The sequence below is a fragment of the Sphingobium baderi genome, assembly GCF_001456115.1.
Taxonomy (GTDB): Bacteria; Pseudomonadota; Alphaproteobacteria; order Sphingomonadales; family Sphingomonadaceae; genus Sphingobium; species Sphingobium baderi_A.
This window is the reverse complement of the sequence record NZ_CP013264.1, coordinates 2,615,460-2,637,731: the sequence shown is the minus strand read 5'-3', so window position 1 is coordinate 2,637,731 and position 22,272 is coordinate 2,615,460. Positions and strand designations below refer to the sequence as shown.

The window sequence follows — 22,272 nt, the reverse complement described above, 5'->3', positions numbered from 1 at the left end:
CCAAAGCGATGATGCGCTTACATGTTGGGATAGTTCGGCCCTCCGCCGCCTTCCGGCACGACCCAGTTGATGTTCTGGGTCGGGTCCTTGATGTCGCAAGTCTTGCAATGGACGCAATTCTGCGCGTTGATCTGGAAACGAGGATTGCCTTCGTCCAGCCCGACCACCTCATAAACGCCAGCAGGACAATAACGCTGTGCCGGTTCGTCATAAATGGGCAGGTTGTAGCTGATCGGGATCGAGGGATCCTTCAGCTGCAAGTGAACCGGCTGATCTTCCTCATGATTGGTGTTCGACAGGAACACCGAAGAAAGGCGATCGAAGCTGATCACGCCATCCGGCTTGGGATAATCGATCTTCCGGCACGAATCCTTGGGCCAGATTTTCTCATTGTCCGGCTTGTGCTTCATCGTGAAAGGCAAGCCGATTTTGAGCGTTCGCATCCACATGTCGATGCCCGCCAGCAACGTGCCAATGGTGTTGCCGAACTTAGACAGAAGCGGCTCGGCATTCTTGACCAGTTGCAGTTCCTTCGCGATCCAGCTTGTCCGAAGGCGGTCCTCATAATCGTGCAGCACGTCGCGGGCGCGTTCGTTCTGGATCGCCTCGAACGCGGCTTCGGCGGCCAGCATGCCCGACTTCATCGCGGTATGGGTGCCCTTGATACGCGGCACGTTTACGAAGCCCGCCGTGCAGCCGATCAACGCGCCGCCAGGGAATACCAGCTTCGGAATCGACTGCCAGCCGCCTTCATTGATCGCGCGCGCGCCATAGGAGACGCGGCGACCGCCTTCCAGATATTTGCGGATTTCCGGATGCTGCTTCCAGCGCTGAAATTCCTCGAACGGATAGAGATAGGGATTGCGGTAGCCAAGGCCGACCACGAAACCCAACGCCACCTGCCCATTGGCCTGATGGTAGAGGAAACCGCCACCATAGGCGTCCGTCAGCGGCCAGCCTTGTGTGTGAATGACCAGGCCCGGCTTGTGCTTGGCGGGGTCGATGTCCCACAATTCCTTCATGCCCAGGCCATAGACCTGCGGCTGGCTGTCGGCGTCGAGGTCGAACTGACGCTTCAATATCTTGGTCAAATGACCGCGCGCGCCTTCGGCAAAGAAGGTATATTTGGCGTGCAGTTCCAGACCCGGCTGATAATCGGACTTGCGATTGCCTTCACGATCGATGCCCATGTCACCGGTCGCGACGCCTTTCACCGACCCATCCTCATTATAGAGGATTTCTGCCGCCGCGAAGCCGGGGAAGATTTCCACGCCCAGTCCTTCGGCCTGCTCCGCCAGCCAGCGGCACAGATTGCCCAGCGATCCGGTATAAGTGCCCTTATTGTGCATCCAGCCCGGGGTCATGATGTGCGGCATCGCCATCTTGCCGCCCTTGGTGAGGAACCAGTGCTGGTTATCCGTCACCGGCACTTCGGCCAGCGGGCAACCCTGACCCCGCCATTCGGGCAAAAGCTCATCAAGCGCCTTGGGATCGACGACCGCGCCGGACAGGATATGGGCGCCTATTTCCGATCCCTTTTCCAGCACGCATACCGCCAGTTCCTGGCCCGCATCGTTCGCCAACTGCTTCAGCCGGATCGCGGCAGACAGGCCGGCAGGCCCGCCACCGACGATGACGATGTCATAGGGCATCGATTCCCGTTCGCTCATAATCCCTCCATTAGGCACACCGGCAGGCTTCCCTCCCTCATCCGGTCGCCGCATTACTCCAACATTCTGACATTAAGCGCGATGAAGATTCTTGACCACGCCGTCAACCTCTGGCCCTAGAAGAACTATGCGGGGTGCATTGCAGATTAACTTGTCGGCAGCGGCCGATGCCTATCTTGAATGGTGGGCGGCAGCGGGGGTCGATTGCGCGGTGAGCGAAGCTCCCGTTCACTGGCTGCGCCCAGCGCCCGTCACCATCACAAAGCCCACCGTCGCCGCCCCGGTTCCGGCCATGCCGGCGACGCTCGCGGCATTTCACGACTGGCTGGCAAGCGAAGCCACGCAGCCCGAACGCCGGTGGGCGGCCCCGCCGATCATGCCTGCGGGACCGCAATCCGCACCGCTCATGATCGTCACCGATATGCCCGATCCGGCAGACATGAACGCGAACAGCCTGCTTGCGGATCGCGCCGGAACGCTGCTCGAAGCGATGTTGCAAGCCATCGGCATGAGCCGCCCGGATGTCTATATCGCCTCGCTCTTCGCCGCGCGCCCTCCCGGCGGCATGGTGGAAGCTGGCGACATTGACTTCGCCGCCAGACGGATGCGCGCGCATGTCGCGCTTGCCGCCCCGGAGCGACTGTTGCTGCTGGGCGATCGGACAGCCCGTGCCCTTTTGCCGCCGGATGCAAGCGACAGCGCAAATAGTTTACGTTTCTTTAACCATGATGGCGGCACTCTGCCCGCAATTGCCACATTTCATCCGCGACTGCTGCTCGGCCAGCCAGCGGCCAAGGCGGAATGTTGGCGCGCTCTGCAAAGTCTTATCAAGGAAAGCCGTTCGTGATTCGCGCCACCACCTGCCTCTCCCGCCTGGCCCTTCTGATGCTGGGCGCCGCGACGGTTCTGCCCGTAAAAGCCGAAACGGCGGCCATGGTTGCCGCCCTTCCGATAAATTCCACCCCGCTTCGATTGAGCGACGGCGACAAGGGACGATACCGCGCCATTTTCGCCTCGCTTCAGGACCAGAAATGGATCGACGCAAAAGCAATGATCCTGACTCTCGACCAGCAGGACCCGATGCGTTCCATGGCGCTTGCCGAACTCTACCTGGCGAAGGGCTCGCCACGCACCGAACTGTTCGACCTTCTCGACCTGCTGAACAAGGCGTCATGGCTGCCGCGCGCGGATCAGCTTTCCCGCCTGGCCCAGAAACGTGGCGCGACCATTCTACCGGATCTGCCTCAAGTCCAGAAGCTGGTCTGGCTGGGCTCCGCACCGCGCCGCGAATATGTGCGCGCGACCAAGACCGATCTGCTGGCGCAAAGCCTCGCCAGCCGCATCCAGCCCTTCATCAATAATGACGATCCGGCCGGAGCGGAAGGACTGCTCACCACCGGCGAAGCGGGCCTGACGCCCGAAGGGCTGACCGAAGTGCGCCAACGCGTTGCATGGGCCTATTATATCGAAAGCGACGACGGGAACGCCCGGCGCATGGCCGCAAAGGCGCTGGAAGTTCGGTCGGGCGGCGACTGGACGGTGCAGGCGCATTGGACGACGGGCCTTGCCGCATGGCGTCAGAATGACTGCATCGCCGCCGCACCTGCTTTTGCGAATGTGGCGGCCCTGTCGGGCAATGCCGATATGCGCGCGGCGGGCGCCTATTGGGCCGCGCGGGCCTATATGATATGCGGGCAGCCCGAAAAAGTCGAAAATTTGCTCAAGGTCGCGGCTCGTTCGGACGAAACCTTCTATGGCCTTCTTGCCCGCGAGACGCTGGGCTTACCGCTGGGCGGCGCGGCGATGGGCGTTCGCTTCGGCGAAGCGGAATGGCAGCAGTTGAAGGCCAATCCCAATGTCCGCGCAGCGATCGTCTTTGCGGCCATCGGCCAGTCCGACAAGGCCGATGAAGCCTTGCGCTATCAGGCCAAACTGGGTGGCACCACGCAATATGATGCGCTGCTCCGTCTGGCTAGCGCCCTCAATCTTCCCGCGACGCAGTTGTGGCTTGCCCATAATGGCCCCGCCGGAAAGCAGCCGGAAAGCTTCGCGCGCTTCCCCGCCCCCGACTGGAAGCCCGATGGCGGCTGGCGCGTCGATCCTTCGCTGGTCTTTGCCCACACACTTCAGGAATCCGGCTTTCGCGCGGATGCCGTCAGTTCCGCGGGCGCGCGTGGCTTGATGCAGGTCCGGCCGGGGACGGGCAGCGACATGGGGTTATCCTCCCCCGCGCAGTTGTTCGTGCCGTCCACCAACATGGAATATGGCCAACGCTATCTGGAAACCTTGCGCGACATGAGCGCGACCGGCGGCCTTCTGCCCAAGGTCATGGCCGCCTATAATGCCGGGCCTCTGCCCGTGCAGCGCTGGAATGTCCAGGTGAAGGACAATGGCGATCCGCTACTATTCATGGAATCCCTGCCCTATTATGAAACGCGCGCCTATGTGAACATCGTCATGCGTAATTACTGGATGTATCAGATCCAGGCGCAGGGCAAGGCGGAGTGCCTGACCGGCATGGCGCAGGGCCTTTGGCCCACATTCCCCGGCACCAAGGGAAGCCGGCTGGTTCGCCTGACGCGCGTTGACGGGAAAAGCCTGATCGCAGCGGGCGGCAGCGATTGATGTCCATCGATGAAAGCCGGCCCTTCCTGCCGGTCCGCATTGCTGTCCTGACTGTTTCCGATAGCCGAACGTTGGCGGAGGATCGTTCCGGCGACACTCTGGTCGAACGGATCGCGGCGGCCGGCCATATCCTCGCCGCTCGCCATATCGAGCAGGACGAGCGCGCCACCATCGTGGCGCGCCTTCATGCATGGATCGACGATCCGCAAGTCGACTGCATCATCACCACCGGCGGCACCGGCGTGACCGGACGGGACGTAACCCCCGAAGCGCTGGCGCAGGTGCAGGACAAGGAAATTCCCGGTTTTGGCGAGCTGTTCCGCTGGCTCAGCTATCAGACGATCGGAACGTCCACCATCCAGTCCCGCGCCACCGCCTGCGTCGCGCGGGGCACCTATATCTTCGCGCTACCCGGTTCCACCGGCGCGGTCAGGGATGCGTGGGACGGCATACTTGTAAGCCAGTTGGACAGCCGGTTCCGTCCCTGTAATTTCGTGGAACTGATGCCTCGCCTCAACGAACGCTGATAGCGGCCAGCAGTCGGGCCTACTTGACCGCCGCCTCGGCTGCGGCAGCAGGCGCCGGGTTTTCCTTGAAGAACTTGTTCAGTTCGCCCAGCATCAGCGCCCACCAGTCGACCACATCTGCGAAGTTCTTCTGGTTGAGGCCCCCGATCGTCGCCACATCATAGCTGACGGCCAGCGATTTGTCGTCGGCCACGGCCATCTGACTGAACCGCTTGTTGCTGTTCCACTTGTTCGCCAGTTCCAATGTGTTCGCGCCATCATCCTCAAAGCTGATCTGGAACTGGATCGAACCGCATTTCTTCCCATCTTCGCATTCGTAGAAGAAAATCGAATAATTATAACCGTTGGCCGCGCTTTCGATCATCGGATTGCCGGTTGTGCTGCTTTTCGACAGGACAGCCTTATACCCGGCGGCCTGCACGCCATCGGCAACCGATTGCGGATTGCTGGCGCACACCATGCTTTTGCCGCACGGCTCCTCATCCAGCGCGAAAGCCGGCAGGGAAAAGGCAGCGGCTGCAACGGCAAGGCTCGTCAGGATATGGCGCATTTGAGGTCCTTCATCGATTTTTCCGTCCTGTGCCGCCATCGACAATGGCTTGTCAAATTGTTCATGTTATGTTCTAATCCAGTATGGCCAGCGAAAAAGGCAGAGGCGCAACGCGGAACGAAGCAAGCGGCCGCTTCAACATTCCCCATCGGGAAGCGGATGGAGACTGGCTGGATGCCTTGCCCGCAATCGATGGCCTTGCTCCGCACCGCCGCACGAGCGTGACGATAGAGCGCGCGCGGCGCATCATTACTCGAAACAATTCCCCGGACATCGCATTCAGCCAGTCCATCAATGCCTATCGGGGATGCGAGCATGGCTGCATTTATTGCTTCGCAAGGCCAAGCCATGCCTATCATGACCTGTCGCCGGGCCTCGATTTCGAAACGCGTCTTTTCGCCAAGCCCGACGCCGCCAAATTGCTGAAAGAGGAACTATCGCGAAGCAATTATAGGGTTGCGCCCATCGCCATGGGCACCAACACCGACCCTTATCAACCGATAGAAAGGGAATGGCGGATCACACGCCAGTGCTTGGAAGTGTTAGCCGAATGCCGCCATCCGCTGTTCATCACCACCAAATCGAACCGCATATTGAGGGACATTGACCTGCTGTCGGACATGGCGCGCGACCGGCTGGTTTCCGTGGCGCTTTCGCTCACGTCGCTCGATCCTCTGGTGGCGCGCACGCTTGAGCCCAGGGCGCCCCATCCTCTGCGCCGGCTGGATGCGATCCGTCAGCTTGCAGAGGCCGGAATCCCGGTTCTTACCAGTATTTCGCCCGTCATTCCGGGGATCACCGATCATGAAATAGAGGCTCTCGTCGCGCGGGTGGCGGATGCTGGAGCCCGCGAGGTCAGCTACATTCCGATCCGCCTTCCACACGAAGTCGCACCTCTATTCAGGGCATGGCTGGATGAGCATTACCCGGATCGGGCCGGAAAGGTGATGTCCATCATCCGCGACATGCGCGGCGGAAGGGATAATGATCCGGACTTTCGCACACGTATGCGCGGTCAGGGCGTATGGGCCGATCTGATCCGTACCCGCTTTATCAAGGCACGGATGCGGGCAGGCTTCACCGGAGAGCGCCTGACCGTCAGGACCGATCTTTTCCGACCCCCGGAAGGACCGCAAATGCGCCTTTTCTGAGAAAATTCCCATGCTTGCATCCACCAACACCCTTCCACATCGGCCGGGCGCTCGATATTGGGTGTTCAAGGGGGAGTCGTCCGAACCGATCACACATGCCCCGCTTTATGCGGATCGACCCGCTGGTATGAGCGATGCAGACTCTCGGAACATATTTGAAGAATGCGGAATCTTGCGAACATCGCGACTGGCTTGACTGAGGAAAGGCATCGATGACCAATCTTACGGATGATTTCAAACAGGCGATGCGTCGCCTTGCCACCACCATCGCCATTGTCACCGCTGGCAAGGGCGAAGAATGCACCGGCATGGCGGCAACGGCTGTCATGTCCGTGACCGCCGATCCCCCGACCCTGATCGTCGCGGTCAACCGCAATGCCAGCATCGCGCCGATCCTGGCGGACGAGGAAGAATTCTGCGTCAACCTGCTGGCCGCCCGGCATCAGGGGCTGGTAGGCATCTTCAGCGGCCAGAAGAAGGGGCGCGAGCGTTTCGAAACCGGCGATTGGCAGTTTAACCCTGACGGTCCGCCAGTTCTGGGCGACGCCGTCGCCAGCATGATGTGTCGTAAGTCCGGCGCTTTCGAGGTATCGACCCACATTCTTTACACCGGCGAAGTCACCGGCATCGTGAACCATCCGGAAATCGATCCGCTGGTCTGGGTGGATGGAACCTTCGCCTCGGCAGCGCGGCTGAAAGACTGACTCTCCATCGCCTGTGTTGGCTCGTTTCAATCCATAGGGGAAAAGGGGCATCGGCCTCTTTTCCCGGCACAGGCAGGGAGCGTACGCTCATCCTCAATCGGCAATCGTCACGCGCTTGCCGAACACCCGCATCCTATCCGCCGGCCACCAGCCGCAAACCAGCCCGCCGGTTGCGCGCTCTATAGCCATCCGCCTTCGGCTCCATCCGTTCGAACGTATGAATCGCAAGCCCGGGAATCAGCGCAATCGCATCCACCTGATCCGCCCCGATGGTATAGTCATCCCCCAGGAAAATCCGCGCAGCTTTCCCATCCTGCACCGGCGCGCGCAGGAACACTTCGCTCCGTCCACCTCGCGCCCGCGACAATAGTTGCGCCAGCGCCGCCACCGATGTCGGATCGCTCGCATCTACCGTCAATTCCATGCGCGATGCATTGGCAAGCTGCCGGAAAGGCTCCACGCCCCGGACAGTGACGCGCGGCGTTTCCTCTCCCGGCAAACGGTCCAGTTCCACCATCAACAGCGCGCAATCGCCCTCACGCGCCATTTCCTCAATGGCCTTGCACGCATCCTCATCGAAGCAACTCGCCTGAAACTGCCCGCTATTGTCTGAAAAGGTCGCGGCGGCATAGCGCGCCCCGCGCTTCGTCTCGCGCCAGCGCACATCCTCGACCATCGCGGCCATCACGCCATTGACGCGCCCACCTTCGGCTACCGGTTCCGAACAGATCGTCCCATAGCTCTTGGCCCCGCGCGCATCGGCCAGATGCCGATAACGATCCACCGGATGCGCCGAAAAATAAAAGCCGAACGCTTCCTTCTCCTGCGCCATGCGATCCGCCGTTGACCAGGTCTGATGCGGCGGAATGTGGACATCGGCATGGGGCGTTTCTTCTCCGCCGAACAGCCCGCCCTGCCCGCTCGCCCGAGCCTCCGCGTTACTCGCGGCAACGGTCAGGATCGTCTCGGCCGCCGCATGAACCCCTGCGCGGTCCGCATGAATATGATCGAAAGCGCCCGCCGCAGCGAGGCTTTCCAATTGCCGCCGGTTAAGCAGCCGTGGTTCGATCCGATCAGCGAAATCATCGAGGCTCTTGAACGCCCCTCGCGCTTCCCGTTCCTCGACGAGTTGCTCCATCGCCTTTTCACCCACGCCTTTGAGGCCGCCCAGCGCATAGCGTACCGCAAAGCCCAGACGCGGATCGTCGCCTTCATATTCCACCGCCTCGACCGAGAAATCCGCCCCGCTCCGATTGATATCCGGCGCCAGGCAGGTCAGCCCCATGCGCCGCATATCGTCCACGAACACAGTGAGCTTGTCGGTCAGGTGGATATCGAACGCCATCGACCCGGCATAGAACTCCGCCGGATAGTGCGCCTTGAGCCACGCGGTTTGATAGGCGAGCAAGGCATAAGCCGCCGCATGGCTCTTGTTGAAGCCATAACCCGCGAACTTGTCGATCAAGTCGAACAACTCATTGGCCTTGGCCGGCTTGATGTCGCTCCTGGCGCAGCCCTCCACGAAGCGGGCGCGCTGCGCGTCCATCTCCGCCTTGATCTTCTTGCCCATGGCGCGGCGCAGCAGGTCGGCGTCGCCCAGCGAATAGCCCGCCAATATCTGCGCGGCCTGCATCACCTGTTCCTGATAGACGAAGATGCCATATGTTTCTTCGAGGATCGGTTTCAGGAGAATATGAGGATATTCAATCTCCTCCTGCCCGTTCTTGCGACGGCCGAACATCGGGATATTGTCCATCGGGCCGGGGCGGTAAAGCGACACCAGCGCGATGATGTCGCCGAAATTGGTTGGACGGACGGCGGCAAGGGTTTTCCGCATCCCCTCCGATTCCAACTGGAACACGCCCACCGTATCGCCGCGCTGGAGCAGGTCGTAGACCGCCGGATCGTCCCAGCTCAGGCTGTCGAGATCGACCTCGACGCCTCGCCCCGCCAGCAACTGCACCGCTTTCTGCAACACCGACAGCGTCTTAAGGCCGAGGAAGTCGAACTTCACCAGCCCCGCGCCTTCGACATATTTCATGTCGAACTGCGTCACCGGCATATCGGATCGCGGATCGCGATAGAGCGGCACCAACTGACTCAGGGGCCTGTCCCCAATCACCACGCCCGCCGCATGGGTGGAGCTATGGCGCGGGAAGCCTTCCAGCTTCATCGCATAGTCGATCAGCCGCCGAACCTGCCCGTCATTGTCATATTCCGCCCGGAACTCGGACACGCCGTTCAGGGATCGCTCCAGCGTCCATGGGTCAGTCGGATGGTTGGGCACCAGCTTGGCGAGCCGGTCGACCTGCCCATAGCTCATCTGCAGCACGCGTCCCGTATCCTTCAGCACCGCGCGCGCCTTCAGCTTTCCGAAGGTGATGATCTGCGCCACATGGTCCGCGCCATATTTATTCTGAACGTAGCGGATCACCTCGCCCCGCCGCGTTTCGCAGAAGTCGATGTCGAAGTCCGGCATCGACACGCGTTCCGGGTTCAGGAATCGTTCGAACAGCAGCCCCAGTTGCAACGGGTCAAGGTCCGTGATCGTCAGCGCCCACGCCACCACGGAACCCGCGCCCGAACCACGTCCCGGCCCCACCGGAATATCATGCGATTTCGCCCATTTGATGAAATCGGCAACAATCAGGAAGTAACCGGGAAAGCCCATCTGGACGATAATATCCGTCTCGAACTTCAGCCGCTCGAAATAAGGTCGCCGTGCGTCTTCATCACTGATGCCCAGTTTTTCCAGCCGCGCTTCTAGTCCGGCCACGGCCTGTTCGCGCAGCATCTGCGCCTCGCCTTCGATATCACCCGCGAGGCTGGGGAGGATCGGCTTGCGCTTGGGCGCGGCCACCGCGCAACGCTGCGCCACGACCAGCGTGTTCGACAGCGCTTCGGGCAAATCCTCGAACAGCCTTTTCATCTCCGCCGCCGGTTTCATCCAAGCATCGGGAGAACTGGTGCGGCGGTCCGGCGTCTCCACATAAGCGCTGTCGGCGATGCACAGCATCACATCATGCGCTTCATGGAAATGCGGTTCGGCAAAACAGGTCGGATTGGTCGCGACCAACGGCAGGTTACGCGCATAGGCCATGTCGAGCAGGTCGGGCTCCGCCTTCCCCTCGACGGGATCAAGCCGCCGGCAAATTTCGACATAAAGCCGGTCGGGAAACAAGACCTCCAGTCGCTCGACATAGGCCCGCGCAGCGTCCGGCTGGTCCTCTGCGAACAGCCGCGCGATGGCGCCTTCACCTCCCGCCGTCAAAGCAATCAGGCCATCGGTCCGCCCCTCCATCGCCTCCAGCGTGACATGCGGCACTTCCTCGACCGGACGGTCGAGATGCGCCATGGACACTAGCGCGCAGAGATTGTCATAACCCGCCGCGTCCTGCGCGTAGAGCGTCAGCCAATCGTGCACGGGCGGAGCATTGAGCGGGCGTCCCGGCCGCAATATCCCCAGCATCGCGCCGATAATCGGCTGCACCCCTTCGCTCTTGCAGGCGTCGGAGAAAGCCATGGAACCGTAAAGCCCGTTCCGGTCCGTGATCGCCGCCGCCGGAAAGCCCAGCGCCTTGGCCTGTTTGGCGATCTTCTTGGGATCGATCGCTCCTTCCAGCATGGTGAAGGACGACAATATGCGAAGGGGAACGAAACCGGCGTGAGGCATGGCGGCATTATGCACCCTCCCCGATTCGATGCCAGCCCTCATCATCGAAAGCTGGGGATAATTAAGGCAGATAGCGCTTGCGTTATGCATCCGAAATTGATCCTATCCCCGTAACGAACAGGGAGAGTGCCACATGACGGACGTGAACCCGGTTTCCACCCCGCCCAGCATCGTCGTCAGGGCAAAAGCGATCATCCTCAAGCCCAAGGAAGAATGGGCCGTCATCGACGCCGAACCGGCAACCATCGGCGGCATCTTCACCGGCTATGTGCTAATCCTCGCGGCCATCCCGCCGCTCGCCGCGCTGATCGGCGGCCAGATATTCGGCTATGGCGCGCTTGGCATCACGTTCCGCCCTTCGCTCGTCGGCGCGATCAGCATGGCGATCGCCCATTATGTCTTCGCGCTGATCGGCCTCTTCGTCCTTGCCCTCATCATCGATTTCCTCGCACCCCAGTTCGGCGGCCAGAAGGACAAAGTGAAGGCGTTCAAGGTCGCCGCCTATTCCGGCACGGCGGGCTGGCTCGCGGGCATTTTCTCGCTGGTGCCTTCGCTCTCGATCCTCGGCATCCTTGGTCTCTACAGCCTCTATCTCCTCTATCTCGGCCTGCCGCGCCTGATGAAAGCGCCGGAGGACAAGGCGCTGGTCTACACCATCGTCACCATCGTCGCCGCCGCGATACTCTTCATCGTCGCGGGTGCGCTGGCGCGTCCCTTCGGCACGATGTTCGGCGGCGGCTATGGTCCGTCCACGGTCAGCGGCGAAATGACCGTCCCCGGCGTGGGCAAGGTCGATCTCGGCAAGCTCGACGCCGCCAGCAAGCAAATGGAATCCGCCGCGAAGCGGATGGAGGACGCCGCTCAGAACGGCACGTCCGCCGCCGTCGCCCCCGCCGCGTTGCAAGCGATGCTCCCTGAAAAGATCGGCCGCTTCACCCGCACGGAGGTCGAAAGCAGCGGCATGTCGGCAGGCGCTCGCGCCAGTGCGCGCTATGCCGCGGGCGATGACGACATCAGCCTGGAAGTCACCGACATCGCCGTCGCGGGGGCGTTTGCGGGCCTCGGTGCGGCGCTCAACGTCCAGTCAAATAGACAGACCGCGACCGGCTATGAAAAGACGGAAACCGTCGATGGCCGCATCGTGACGGAGGAATGGGACAGCGAAAGCCGTCACGGCAAATATGGCACTACGCTCGCCAATCGTTTCATGGTGGAGGCCAATGGCACCGTCGCCAACATCGACGAACTGAAAGCCGCCGTGAACGCCATCGGCCTCGACCGCCTCGCCGCGCTGGCGAAGTGAATGGCGTGAGGTTGAATGGCGGGTTTGGGTGGGGAGCGGACTGTCCGCTATTCCCATCTCCGTTCGCCCTTCGACAGGCTCAGCCCAAACGGATGTGGGTTGTCCGCCATTGGCCGGAAACAGCCGGAAATGACAGCCTGATCAGGCCGCTGCCTCTCCCGCATCTTCCTCCAGCCGCCCTTCATGCAGCCGCACCACCCGGTCCATCTTCTGCGCCAGTCGCTCATTATGCGTGGCAACAAGGGCAGCCGAGCCTTCCCCCCGCACCAACCGCAGAAACTCGGCCAGCACCACATCGGCCGTCCGCTCGTCCAGATTACCGGTAGGTTCGTCCGCCAACACCAGCGCGGGCTGGTTCGCCAGCGCACGCGCCACCGCTACGCGCTGTTGCTCTCCACCCGATAGCTGGCTCGGCCGATGCTCCAGCCGATGCCCCAGCCCCAGTGACGTTAGCAGCGATTCGGCCCTCGCGCGCGCCACGCTCATTTCCACGTCTCGGATCACCTGCGGCAGGATGACATTCTCCACCGCGTTGAAGTCCGGCAGAAGATGATGGAACTGATAGACAAAGCCCAGCGCATCGCGCCGCAGCCGCGTCCGCCCGTCATTGTCCAGCTTCGCCGCTTCCTCGCCGCCGATGCGAATGGACCCGTCGAACCCGCCTTCCAGCAGCCCTACTGCCTGCAACATGGTGGACTTGCCTGATCCCGACGGCCCCAACAGCGCCACGATCTCCCCCGGCCCCACGTTCAGGTCGACGCCGCGCAGCACCTCGATGGTGACGCCGCCCTGCGTGAAGCTGCGCGTCAGCCCGGTGACCTTCAGAACATCATTCATAACGCAGCACCTGCACGGGATCGGTATTGGCAGCCTTGAACGCCGGGTAAAGCGTCGCGAGGAAGCTGAAGATGAGCGCCATCAGGCAGATGATGGTGATTTCCACCGGATCGGGCTTGGACGGCAATTCCGTGAGGAACCGGATCGACGGGTCCCACAGATTCTGCCCCGTCACGAACTGGATCGCGTTCACAAGGCTCTGCCGGAAGAACAGGAAGGTGAAACCCAGCACCATCCCCGCCACCATGCCCAGCGTGCCGATAGTGACGCCTACGGTCATGAATATCTTGACCAGTCCGCCCCGGCTCGCCCCCATGGTCCGCAATATGGCGATATCCCGCGTCTTGGCGCGCACCAGCATGATGAGCGAGGACAGGATATTGAACACCGCCACCAGCACGATGATCGAAAGCACCACGAACATCGCCACCCGTTCCACCGCCAGCGCCTCGAACAGGGATGCGTTCATCTGCCGCCAGTCGGTGATGACGGCGCGGCCCGCGACCTTTGCCGCCAACGGCTCCAGGATAGAACCCACCTTGTCGGCGTTCACCGTCTCCACCTCGATCATGCCGACCACATTGCCCAACAGCAGCAGCGTCTGTGCATCCTCGATCGGCATGACGACGAACGCCTTGTCATAATCGTAGACCCCGACCTCGAATATCGCCGCCACCTGATAGGAAACCTGCCGGGGCACCGTGCCGAAGGGAGTGGAGCGGCCCGCCGGATTGATGATGGTGATGCTGTCGCCCTTCTGGATGCCCAGATTCTCCGCGAGCCGCGATCCGATGGCGACCTTGTCGCCTCCCGGCGTCAGGTCGTTGAGGCTCCCGGCCAGCACCTTGCCCTTCAAGGTGGTGTTGGCGCGGATGTCAGGCACGGTCATGCCGCGCACCAGCACCGCCTCTACCCGGCCCTGAAAGGTCGACAAAAGAGGCTGTTCGATCAACGGCGTAGCGCTGGTGACGCCCGGCGTTTCCTTCGCCTGCTTCAATATGCTCTGCCAATCTGGCAATCGCCCGCCATAGCCCTGCACGACCGCATGACCGTTCAGCCCGACGATCTTGTCGAACAGTTCCGCACGAAAACCATTCATCACGCTCATGACGATGATGAGCGCGGCAACGCCCAGCATCACGGCAGCCAGACTGATTCCAGCGACAAGGAAGATAAATCCCTCGCCTTTGCCGGGCAGCAGGTAACGCTTGGCGATCATGCGTTCATATCGGGATAGAATCATGACGGCGCGGACGGCCCCCTGGAAATTGGTTCGTTCGCCCATCTAGCAGGCTATGGGCCCACGGCAAGCATCTCGGCATTGTTGCAGCACAGCCACAGCCACGGGAGTAAAATCACAGCGGCAGGGAAATAGGCCGTGACAGCAGGGCACAGCCGCCATAGCAAAGCAATCGAAGCACAGGTAAACAAGGCCGTGGTTCAGGGATACTGCTTCCCGTTTTCAAGCTTAGGGGGCTGAGAAAACGGTTGAGGCAGACCAAGGGGGAGACGAGAAATCGTCCATCAGTGCCCGGATCGTGGAAACGCGATCCGGGCACTTTTGTTACATGCCAGCCTATCCACTCGATCTACGCCATGATGACGCCATGGCCACCTGAATCCCGTCTGCCCGGACTTCCGGCGCTGCACGATAAAATACCACATCGTCTGTGACATATGCGACGTCCGAGGAAAAACTTCCTGTCTTTCCTTCCCCTTGAAACCCGGTTTCGCCAAACCATATCGCTCCTGTTCGGTCGCCATCAGGGGCCGGACACAGGTTCGCCGGATGCCATATTTCGGGTCCGGCATGTTCATTTTGCTCTTTGGGAGATTATGACAATGCGTGGTTTTGACCTTACCCCCTATCGCCGCTCGACTGTCGGCTTCGATCGTCTTTTCGACCTCATCGAAAACAATGCCCGGTTGCAGCAGGGCGACAATTACCCGCCCTTCAACATCGAACGCCTTTCGGAAGATCGTTATCGCGTGACCTTGGCCGTGGCGGGCTTCCGCTCCGATGAGTTGGAGATCACCGCCCAGCAGAACTTGCTCCAGGTGTCCGGCCGCAAGGAGGAAACGCAGGCGACCGACCGCGCCAAGTTCGTGCATGTTGGGATTGCCAACCGCAGCTTTGAGCGCCGCTTCGAACTCGCCGATTTCGTGCGGGTGGAGACAGCGGATCTCGCGGACGGACTGCTGACGATCGAACTGGTCCGCGAAGTCCCCGAAGCCATGAAGCCCAAGAAGATTGCCATCAACGGCGGTCAGCTCGTGGAAATCGGCAAGGATCGCGACGCCGCCTGATCGGCTCTCGATAAGAATTGCAGGGCGCGGCCTTCCCGGTCGCGCCCTTTTTCGTCACCGCATCAAATCTCGACCTGGCTGCCCAATTCGACCACGCGATTGGTGGGCAGGCGGAAGAATTCCATCGCGCTTTCCGCGTTCCGCAGCATCCAGGCGAAGATCTTCTCGCGCCACAGCGGCATCCCCGGCTTGGCCGACGGCAGCAGCGTCTGCCGCGCAAGAAAGAAGCTGGTGTCCATCATCTTGAACGTCTGGCCGCAGCCGGTCACATTCTTGAGCGCCGCCGGAACGTCCGGTTCCTGCATGAAGCCATATTGCAGCACCAGCCGGAAGAAGCCGCGCCCCAGATCCTCCAGCTTGCACCGCCCGTCATCCTCGACCACCGGCACGTCCTTGATCTTGACGGTCAGCAGGATGACCCGCTCATGCAGCACCTTGTTATGCTTGAGGTTGTGGAGCAGCGCATGGGGCACGCCATCGGGCGTCGATGTCATGAACACCGCCGTCCCCGGCACCCTGACCGCGCTGTTGGCCGCTGACGCCACGAACACCGGAATCGGCATCGCAGCCTCACGCAGACGGTCCTGCATCAGCTTGCGCCCGCGCGACCAGGTGGTGAGCAGGGTGAACACCACGAAGCCGATCAGCAGCGGGAACCACCCGCCGTCCGGCACCTTGGTCAGGTTCGCCGCCAGATAGGCGCCGTCCACGATAAAGAATACGGCCAGCACCGGCGCGGCATAGTACCAGCGCCAGTGCCACAGGCGGAACAGCACCACCGTCAGCAGCAGATTGTCGATAAACATCGCCCCCGTCACCGCGATACCATAGGCCGCAGTCAGATTCGACGATGTCTGGAACACCAGCACCAGCAGGATGACCATGATCATCAGCCCCCAGTTGACGAGGGGGATGTAAATCTGCCCCGCCGTGGACGCGCTGGTATGGGCAATCCGCAGACGCGGCATGAAACCGAGCTGTATTGCCTGCTGCGTGACAGAAAAGGCGCCGGAAATCACCGCCTGACTGGCGATGATCGCCGCCATGGTCGCCAGAGCCACCAGCGGCAATTGCCCCCATTGCGGGGCAAGGTTGTAGAAAGGGCTGTGCAGCGCCGCCGCGCCTTCGCGGAACAGCAGCGCGCCTTGTCCCATATAATTCAGCATCAGCGCCGGAAGCACGAAGGCCAACCACGACACACGGATCGGACTGCGCCCGAAATGCCCCATATCAGCGTAGAGCGCCTCCGCGCCCGTCACCGCCAGCACGACGGATCCCAGCGCCAAAAAGGCCGGAAGCGGATCGGTCACGAAGAACATAAACGCCCAATATGGGTTGAGCGCGAAAACGATCCCCGGCGTCTTGAGGATGCTGATGACGCCCAATGTCGCGATGGTCACGAAATAGAACAGCATGATCGGGCCGAACAACGATGCGACCCGGTTGGTCCCCCACCCCTGAATCCAGAAGAGGCCGAGCAGGATCAACACCGCCACAGGCAGAATGGCGGGGGCGAAGCCGGGATTATAGACCGCAAGCCCCTCCACCGCCGACAGCACCGACACGGCGGGCGTGATCATCGAATCGCCGTAGAACAGCGCCGTCGCGAAAACGCCCAGCAGGATGATGCCGCTCGACCAGCGCGGCGTCTTGGTCTGTCCGTTGATAAGCGCCAGCAGCGCCAGGCTGCCGCCTTCACCCTTATTGTCGGCCCGCATGATGATCGAGACATATTTGAGCGTCACGACCAGCATCATGGACCAGAACATCAGGCTGATGACGCCCAATATATGATCCGCGTCGAGATCGAGATGATGATGCCCCGCAAAGGTTTCGCGAAAGGCATAAAGCGGGCTGGTGCCGATATCGCCAAAAACGATGCCGATCGCGCCGACGACCAGTTTAGCGGTCGCCTTCTGCCGCACATGGCCGTGACCATGATCTTCTTCCGTTGCAACGGCTGTGCCGTTGCCTGCCTGTTCAGCCATGAAAGAAACGCCGAATAATCATGCTTTTCCGACACCTGTGCAAGGGGCGACCTTTATGCCCTGCAAACCGCCGGCCCCTATCACGCCTCCCTCACCCGTGCAATGCGCCTGTGTCGGCTGTTTCTATTCGGGACGCGGGCCTTCCGATGCCATCAGAACGTCGATACGCGCGATATTGGCCTTCAGTTCGGCCTTGAGCTTGCTGCCTTCGGGCAAGGTCTGCTCCAATGGCGCCCAAAGCGCGCGCGCAGGTTGCAACTGACCGCTTCTGGCGAGCGCCAGCCCATAGAAGAAACGCGGCGCGATCGCCTTTTCGTCAACGGCCATGGCCCGGCGATAAGCGAAATCCGCGCCCGGAGACACCACGCCATCGGCATGAACCACCAGCGCATTGCCAAGACCAAGCCAGAGATTGGGATCGTCGGGCGTCTGGCGCAATCCGGACAACAGGATATTGGCGGCTTCCTTGCTCTTGCCCTGACGCCCCAGCCCATCGGACATCATCAACCATTGCCCCGCGGGGCCATAACGTTCGGCCAGCGCCCGGCGCTGCTCCGCCAACCCCTCGTCAAATGACGCCGCCTGCGTTCCGGCCGCCTTCCGTGGCGCGCCCGCAAGGCCCGGATTTCCCTGCCACGCATAGCCCGCCAGCCCGATCAGCAGCGCGGCGGCGGTGATTTCCCGCGCCATCCGGGGAATGGAAACCACATAGAAAAGAATAAGCAGCACGAGCAGCGCAAGGCTCGCGGCGATCACCCATCCCGTCATGACCGCCTGCCTTTCCTGATTCGCCCACGCAGCAGCAGCAGGCCCAAAACCAACAACACGATCGGGGCGCCCCAGAGCGGCCACACTATCGGGTTCGCTGTCGGCTCATAACTCACCCAGTCGCCATAACGCTCGATCAGCCAGGCGCGGATATGTTCCGGCTGTTCGCCCGCCATGACGCGCTGCCGGATTTCCGAGCGCATATCGGCCGCCATGCTGGCGTTGCTATCCGCAATGGACTGGCTCTGGCAGGTAAGGCAGCGGATCGTTTCCATGAGCGCGCGCGCCTTCTTCTCCAGCGCCGGGTCATCGATCTGCCGGTCGGCATAGGGCGCGGGCGGCAGGGCCGTCTGCGCCAGCACCGGCGCGCTCGCCAGCAGGAGCAGAAGGGCAAGCAACACCCTCATTGCGCGCTCTTCAGCCGGTCGAGGATCATCGGCACGTCATCGGCGCGAATATCGCCGATATGCTGATAGGCAATCCGTCCCTTGCCATCGATCACGAACGTCTCGGGCACGCCAGACGAGCCAAGCGCGATCTGCACGGCGCTGCGAGCATCCAGCCCGATGCGGGCATAGGGATTGCCATAGCGGGCCAGAAAGCGGTCCACATCCGCGCGCGCATCGCGAATCGCAATGGCGTCGATCTCCACGCCCGCCTGCCTGAGCGCCATGAGTTGCGGCGCTTCGGCCGCGCAGGGCACGCACCAGCTTGCAAAGATATTGAGCAGGCGCGGCGTGCCGGTCGCCAGATTGGCGCTCGTCAGGGCGGGCCGGTCGCTCGATGCGGCGGGAAGAGCGAAGGCGGGCAAGGGCTTGCCCACCATCTTGGAGGCTATGAGGCGGTCGTCGGGCTTCAGAAGCCCGCTCGCGAACAGCCCGAAAAAGCCGAGGAAAAGGACCAGCGGCAGCCAGATCAGCATTTTCCTCATGCGACTGCCCTCGCCCGCCATTTCAGCAGCCAGCCGCGCCGCTCCCGGCCCAGCAACGCCAGCGCGCCGCCCAGCGCGATCATGATCCCGCCGAGCCAGATGAAGGTCACGAACGGCTTCCACCAGATGCGGACCTGCCACCGGCCATCGTCGGTTTCCTGCCCCAGAACGACATAGAGCTGCCCGTTCCAGCGCGTCAGCAATGCGGCTTCCGTCGTGGTCGTCGGCGGAGAGGCGAAAAAGCGCGATTGCGGATGGATGACGATTGCCGTGCCTCCGCCCCGGCTCGCCGTCATGTCCGCCTGCAACGCGGTCCAATTATCGCCCGCGATCGGCATGATCTTGTCGAAATGCAGGGTCCAGCCCGCTGTCTCGATCCTATCGCCGGGCCGCGCCGCGACCAGCTTTTCCACCGTAAAGGCGGAATCGGACGCCATGCCGCCCAGACTGACCGCACAGCCCAGATGTGCGATCACCATACCCCAGGTGAAAAGCGGTGTGCGGCGCAGGTTGCGCTTCCACAGCGGCCCAACGCTCCCGACGGCCGCCGCTCCGGCGACCACAAGCCCGGCGAGTGGCAATATGCCGATCCGCCCCCATGCCAGCGCGACCACGAGAGCCAGCACAACCAGCGCCACGATGGCCGGAACCATCATGCGCCCCGCCACCACGGCAAAACGGTCCCGTCGCCACCGGGTGAGTGGCCCCGCCATCATGGCGATCATCAGGATCAGCGCAATGGGGCCAGCGATCCGGTCGAAATAAGGCGCGCCGACGGACACCTTGTGACCGAACGCCTCCGTCATCAGTGGATAGAGCGTCCCGATCAGCACCAGCCCCAATATGACCGAAAGCAACAGGTTGTTGATGACCAGCATTGTCTCACGGCTCACCAGTTCGAAGGGCGCGCCTTCCCGCACCGCGCCGACCCGCCATCCGAAAAGCGCGAACGCGCCACCGATGTAAATCGCCAGCAACCCCAGAATGAAGGTGCCCCGCTCCGGGTCCACCGCGAAGGCGTGAACGCTCGTCAAAATACCCGATCGGACAAGGAATGTGCCCACCATCGACATGGAAAAGGCGATGACGGCCAGCATCACCGTCCACGCCCGCAAGGCGTCCCGCGTCGCCAGCACCGTTACGCTATGGAGCAGCGCCGTCGCCGCCAGCCAGGGCATCAGCGAGGCATTCTCCACCGGGTCCCAGAACCACCAGCCGCCCCAGCCCAGTTCATAATAGGCCCAATAGCTGCCAGCCGTGATACCGAGCGTCAGCATCACCCATGCCGCCAGCACCCACGGCCGCATCGCCCGCGCAAAGCCCGCATCGACCTGCCGGGTCAGCAAGGCTCCAACCGCAAAGGAAAAAGCGACCGAAAGTCCGACATAGCCCAGATAAAGTGTCGGCGGATGAAAGGCGAGGCCGGGGTCCTGCAACAAGGGATTGAGACCCTGTCCATCGGGCGGAGGCGGATCGATCCGGGCGAAGGGATTGGAAGAAAACAGCAGAAACGCATAGAAACCAAGGCTGATCGCGGCCTGCGCGCCCAGCGTCGCCATATGAGTGTCTCGCCTGAGCGCCCGCTCGAACAGGGCGACCGCGCTCCCGGCGAGGCCCATCACCGTGATCCAGAGCAGCATCGACCCTTCGTGATTGCCCCATGTCCCGGCGAATTTGTAGAGCCAGGGCTTCATCGAATGGCTGTTGGTGACGACCAGCATCACCGACATGTCCGACCGCAGGAACAACAGGACCAGCATCACGAACGCCAGCAGCGTCAGCAAGCCCTGCGACACCGCCACCGGGCGGACGGCGCCCAGCAATTCACCCTTGCGCCCCACCAGACCGAAAGCGACCAGCGCCAGTTGCAACAAAGCCAGCGCCGCGGCCAGCCAAAGCGCGGCCAATCCGGCTTCCGCGATCATTGCCCGCCCTTCATCTCGTGGGTTTTCTCATCATATTGCATCCCTTCCAGCTCGCGCGGCATGTAGCGTTCATCATGCTTGGCGAGCAGGTTGGTCGCGACGAAAGTGTCCTTCCCGTCAAAAGCGCCCTCGGCAACGACGCCCGATCCCTCGCGGAACAGGTCCGGCGCGATACCGCTGAAGGTCGCGGGCACCGTGGCTTTGCCGTCCGTCACGTCGAAATGGATGGTCACGCCGTCCGCCGCATGTTTCAGGCTGCCCTTGACGACCATACCGCCCAGCCGGATTGCCTTGCCCGGCTCGACGCCCTTCTCCTTCACGTCAGCGGGGGCGTAGAAATAGGCTGCCTCGTCCTTCAACGCCGACGCCGCCAGCAACCCCGCGCCGATCAGCGCCACCAGCGCAACCAGCGCCAGTATCAGCCTTTGATGTTTCGCCTTCACGTGCGCGTCCTGTCTTCCGCCTGTCCCTCGGCCTCTCGCATGGCGCGCCAGCTCAGGATAACGACCCCGGCGGTCGCAAGGAAGGCAAGCGCATAGGCGGCCGCCACGAATGCCCATTGATTCATCGCATCACCCCCGCGCCAGACGCTGCATCCGCGCCTCTACCCTGTTGCGCGCCAACAAAGTCCGCATCCGCATCAGCACGATCGCGCCGAAAAGCAGGCTGAACCCCAGGAGCGTCAGCCCCAGCGGCCAGAGCAGCGACCCGTCGATGCTCGACCCGCGCAGGGTGATGCTCGGCCCCTGATGCAAACTGTTCCACCACACCACGGAACGGTTGATGATCGGAATGTTGATCGCGCCCACCAGCCCGAAAATGGCCGTCACGGGGCTGACGCCGCCCTGCCCCTGCCGCGCGCTGGCATTGGCGAGCGCCATATAGCCCAGATAGAGGAACAGCAGCACCAGCATGGACGTCATCCGTCCGTCCCATTCCCACCATGTTCCCCAAGTGGGCCGTCCCCATATCGACCCGGTGGCGAGGCAAATCGCGGTGAACAGCGCCCCCGGCGCAGCGATGGCGCGTCCGGCAATCGCGGCCAGGGGATGTTTCCACACCAATTGCATCAGCGCCGCGATCGCTATCCCCGACCAACCGGCCATGCCCAGCCAGGCGGCGGGCACATGGACATAAAGGATACGGACCGTTTCCCCCTGCAGATAGTCCGCGGGCGTGACAAAAAGGCCGCAGGCGCAACCCGCCAGCGTCAGGACCAGGCCTGGCCACAACAGCCAGCCCGTCAGGGGCCGCGCGATCTTCAAAAAGCGGGCAGGATTGGCGAAACGATGCATCGGGGCGCCTCTTTAGAC

The 22,272-nt window shown here is 62.1% G+C and carries 20 protein-coding genes; 7 read left to right on the top strand and 13 right to left on the bottom strand.

The window, feature by feature from the left end; all coding sequences use genetic code 11:
- Positions 1-17: 17 nt before the first annotated feature.
- On the bottom strand, positions 18-1,670 hold the full coding sequence (locus tag ATN00_RS13040) for an electron transfer flavoprotein-ubiquinone oxidoreductase (RefSeq protein ID WP_062065305.1): 1,653 nt from the start codon (positions 1,668-1,670) through the stop codon (positions 18-20).
- A gap of 127 nt (positions 1,671-1,797) precedes the next feature.
- Here ATN00_RS13040 and ATN00_RS13035 point away from each other — a divergent pair, with 127 nt between their 5' ends.
- The 3 genes from ATN00_RS13035 to moaB are packed head-to-tail and all read left to right on the top strand — an operon-like array spanning position 1,798 to position 4,822.
- Positions 1,798-2,517 carry a uracil-DNA glycosylase family protein gene (locus ATN00_RS13035; RefSeq protein WP_062065302.1) on the top strand — a complete coding sequence of 240 codons (720 nt, stop codon included), beginning with the start codon at positions 1,798-1,800 and terminating at the stop codon, positions 2,515-2,517.
- On the top strand, positions 2,514-4,295 hold the full coding sequence (locus ATN00_RS13030; RefSeq protein ID WP_062065299.1) for a lytic transglycosylase domain-containing protein: 1,782 nt from the start codon (positions 2,514-2,516) through the stop codon (positions 4,293-4,295). The genes ATN00_RS13035 and ATN00_RS13030 overlap by 4 nt, the downstream gene beginning before the upstream one ends.
- Positions 4,295-4,822, top strand: a complete 528-nt coding sequence (gene moaB, locus ATN00_RS13025) for a molybdenum cofactor biosynthesis protein B (RefSeq protein ID WP_062065296.1) — start codon at positions 4,295-4,297, stop codon at positions 4,820-4,822. Before ATN00_RS13030 ends, moaB begins: the two co-directional genes overlap by 1 nt.
- A 19-nt stretch (positions 4,823-4,841) precedes the next feature.
- Here moaB and ATN00_RS13020 read toward each other — a convergent pair whose 3' ends face one another.
- Positions 4,842-5,372 carry a YbjN domain-containing protein gene (locus ATN00_RS13020; protein WP_062068778.1) on the bottom strand — a complete coding sequence of 177 codons (531 nt, stop codon included), beginning with the start codon at positions 5,370-5,372 and terminating at the stop codon, positions 4,842-4,844.
- An 83-nt stretch (positions 5,373-5,455) separates the two neighbouring features.
- Between ATN00_RS13020 and ATN00_RS13015 the strand changes: the two genes are divergently transcribed.
- Both ATN00_RS13015 and ATN00_RS13010 read left to right on the top strand, forming a co-directional pair.
- Positions 5,456-6,523, top strand: a complete 1,068-nt coding sequence (locus ATN00_RS13015; RefSeq protein ID WP_062065293.1) for a PA0069 family radical SAM protein — start codon at positions 5,456-5,458, stop codon at positions 6,521-6,523.
- Positions 6,524-6,735: 212 nt separating this feature from the next.
- Positions 6,736-7,227 (top strand): flavin reductase family protein, encoded by a 492-nt coding sequence (locus ATN00_RS13010; protein ID WP_062065290.1) that lies wholly within the window; start codon positions 6,736-6,738, stop codon positions 7,225-7,227.
- A 133-nt stretch (positions 7,228-7,360) separates the two neighbouring features.
- On the opposite strand, the gene dnaE is transcribed toward ATN00_RS13010, so the two are convergent.
- Positions 7,361-10,900, bottom strand: a complete 3,540-nt coding sequence (gene dnaE, locus ATN00_RS13005) for a DNA polymerase III subunit alpha (protein ID WP_062068776.1) — start codon at positions 10,898-10,900, stop codon at positions 7,361-7,363.
- A gap of 133 nt (positions 10,901-11,033) precedes the next feature.
- Between dnaE and ATN00_RS13000 the strand changes: the two genes are divergently transcribed.
- Positions 11,034-12,203, top strand: coding sequence for a Yip1 family protein (locus ATN00_RS13000; RefSeq protein WP_062065287.1), 1,170 nt, complete (start codon positions 11,034-11,036; stop codon positions 12,201-12,203).
- Between the two features lie 141 nt (positions 12,204-12,344).
- On the opposite strand, the gene ATN00_RS12995 is transcribed toward ATN00_RS13000, so the two are convergent.
- Complete coding sequence (locus ATN00_RS12995) at positions 12,345-13,040, bottom strand: ABC transporter ATP-binding protein (RefSeq protein ID WP_062065284.1); 696 nt, start codon at positions 13,038-13,040, stop codon at positions 12,345-12,347.
- Positions 13,033-14,283, bottom strand: coding sequence for a lipoprotein-releasing ABC transporter permease subunit (locus tag ATN00_RS12990; protein ID WP_062068774.1), 1,251 nt, complete (start codon positions 14,281-14,283; stop codon positions 13,033-13,035). Before ATN00_RS12990 ends, ATN00_RS12995 begins: the two co-directional genes overlap by 8 nt.
- A 599-nt stretch (positions 14,284-14,882) precedes the next feature.
- Here ATN00_RS12990 and ATN00_RS12985 point away from each other — a divergent pair.
- Positions 14,883-15,347: an Hsp20 family protein gene (locus tag ATN00_RS12985; protein WP_062068772.1), complete on the top strand. Its 465-nt coding sequence runs from the start codon at positions 14,883-14,885 to the stop codon at positions 15,345-15,347.
- 62 nt (positions 15,348-15,409) lie between these two features.
- On the opposite strand, the gene ATN00_RS12980 is transcribed toward ATN00_RS12985, so the two are convergent.
- The 8 genes from ATN00_RS12980 to ccmC form a co-directional block, all read right to left on the bottom strand.
- Complete coding sequence (locus tag ATN00_RS12980; RefSeq protein WP_062065282.1) at positions 15,410-17,335, bottom strand: potassium transporter Kup; 1,926 nt, start codon at positions 17,333-17,335, stop codon at positions 15,410-15,412.
- Between the two features lie 123 nt (positions 17,336-17,458).
- Positions 17,459-18,103, bottom strand: coding sequence for a tetratricopeptide repeat protein (locus ATN00_RS12975; protein ID WP_062065280.1), 645 nt, complete (start codon positions 18,101-18,103; stop codon positions 17,459-17,461).
- On the bottom strand, positions 18,100-18,510 hold the full coding sequence (locus tag ATN00_RS12970; protein WP_062065277.1) for a cytochrome c-type biogenesis protein: 411 nt from the start codon (positions 18,508-18,510) through the stop codon (positions 18,100-18,102). Before ATN00_RS12970 ends, ATN00_RS12975 begins: the two co-directional genes overlap by 4 nt.
- Positions 18,507-19,034, bottom strand: coding sequence for a DsbE family thiol:disulfide interchange protein (locus ATN00_RS12965; protein WP_156415278.1), 528 nt, complete (start codon positions 19,032-19,034; stop codon positions 18,507-18,509). Before ATN00_RS12965 ends, ATN00_RS12970 begins: the two co-directional genes overlap by 4 nt.
- Positions 19,031-20,959 carry a heme lyase CcmF/NrfE family subunit gene (locus tag ATN00_RS12960; RefSeq protein ID WP_062065271.1) on the bottom strand — a complete coding sequence of 643 codons (1,929 nt, stop codon included), beginning with the start codon at positions 20,957-20,959 and terminating at the stop codon, positions 19,031-19,033. Before ATN00_RS12960 ends, ATN00_RS12965 begins: the two co-directional genes overlap by 4 nt.
- Complete coding sequence (gene ccmE / locus ATN00_RS12955) at positions 20,956-21,402, bottom strand: cytochrome c maturation protein CcmE (protein WP_062065268.1); 447 nt, start codon at positions 21,400-21,402, stop codon at positions 20,956-20,958. The genes ATN00_RS12960 and ccmE overlap by 4 nt, the downstream gene beginning before the upstream one ends.
- Positions 21,399-21,527 (bottom strand): hypothetical protein, encoded by a 129-nt coding sequence (locus tag ATN00_RS24215; RefSeq protein WP_257720645.1) that lies wholly within the window; start codon positions 21,525-21,527, stop codon positions 21,399-21,401. Before ATN00_RS24215 ends, ccmE begins: the two co-directional genes overlap by 4 nt.
- A gap of 4 nt (positions 21,528-21,531) precedes the next feature.
- Positions 21,532-22,254 carry a heme ABC transporter permease CcmC gene (gene ccmC / locus ATN00_RS12950; RefSeq protein WP_062065265.1) on the bottom strand — a complete coding sequence of 241 codons (723 nt, stop codon included), beginning with the start codon at positions 22,252-22,254 and terminating at the stop codon, positions 21,532-21,534.
- Positions 22,255-22,272 lie beyond the last annotated feature (18 nt).

Coding starts and splice junctions, on each gene's coding strand:
- ATN00_RS13040 (WP_062065305.1), bottom strand. CDS start 1,670: ATGAGCGAACGGGAATCGATGCCCTATGACATCGTCATCGTCGGTGGC.
- ATN00_RS13035 (WP_062065302.1), top strand. CDS start 1,798: ATGCGGGGTGCATTGCAGATTAACTTGTCGGCAGCGGCCGATGCCTAT.
- moaB (WP_062065296.1), top strand. CDS start 4,295: ATGTCCATCGATGAAAGCCGGCCCTTCCTGCCGGTCCGCATTGCTGTC.
- ATN00_RS13020 (WP_062068778.1), bottom strand. CDS start 5,372: ATGCGCCATATCCTGACGAGCCTTGCCGTTGCAGCCGCTGCCTTTTCC.
- ATN00_RS13015 (WP_062065293.1), top strand. CDS start 5,456: ATGGCCAGCGAAAAAGGCAGAGGCGCAACGCGGAACGAAGCAAGCGGC.
- ATN00_RS13010 (WP_062065290.1), top strand. CDS start 6,736: ATGACCAATCTTACGGATGATTTCAAACAGGCGATGCGTCGCCTTGCC.
- dnaE (WP_062068776.1), bottom strand. CDS start 10,900: ATGCCTCACGCCGGTTTCGTTCCCCTTCGCATATTGTCGTCCTTCACC.
- ATN00_RS13000 (WP_062065287.1), top strand. CDS start 11,034: ATGACGGACGTGAACCCGGTTTCCACCCCGCCCAGCATCGTCGTCAGG.
- ATN00_RS12995 (WP_062065284.1), bottom strand. CDS start 13,040: ATGAATGATGTTCTGAAGGTCACCGGGCTGACGCGCAGCTTCACGCAG.
- ATN00_RS12990 (WP_062068774.1), bottom strand. CDS start 14,283: ATGATTCTATCCCGATATGAACGCATGATCGCCAAGCGTTACCTGCTG.
- ATN00_RS12985 (WP_062068772.1), top strand. CDS start 14,883: ATGCGTGGTTTTGACCTTACCCCCTATCGCCGCTCGACTGTCGGCTTC.
- ATN00_RS12980 (WP_062065282.1), bottom strand. CDS start 17,335: ATGGCTGAACAGGCAGGCAACGGCACAGCCGTTGCAACGGAAGAAGAT.
- ATN00_RS12975 (WP_062065280.1), bottom strand. CDS start 18,103: ATGACGGGATGGGTGATCGCCGCGAGCCTTGCGCTGCTCGTGCTGCTT.
- ATN00_RS12970 (WP_062065277.1), bottom strand. CDS start 18,510: ATGAGGGTGTTGCTTGCCCTTCTGCTCCTGCTGGCGAGCGCGCCGGTG.
- ATN00_RS12965 (WP_156415278.1), bottom strand. CDS start 19,034: ATGAGGAAAATGCTGATCTGGCTGCCGCTGGTCCTTTTCCTCGGCTTT.
- ATN00_RS12960 (WP_062065271.1), bottom strand. CDS start 20,959: ATGATCGCGGAAGCCGGATTGGCCGCGCTTTGGCTGGCCGCGGCGCTG.
- ATN00_RS24215 (WP_257720645.1), bottom strand. CDS start 21,527: ATGAATCAATGGGCATTCGTGGCGGCCGCCTATGCGCTTGCCTTCCTT.
- ccmC (WP_062065265.1), bottom strand. CDS start 22,254: ATGCATCGTTTCGCCAATCCTGCCCGCTTTTTGAAGATCGCGCGGCCC.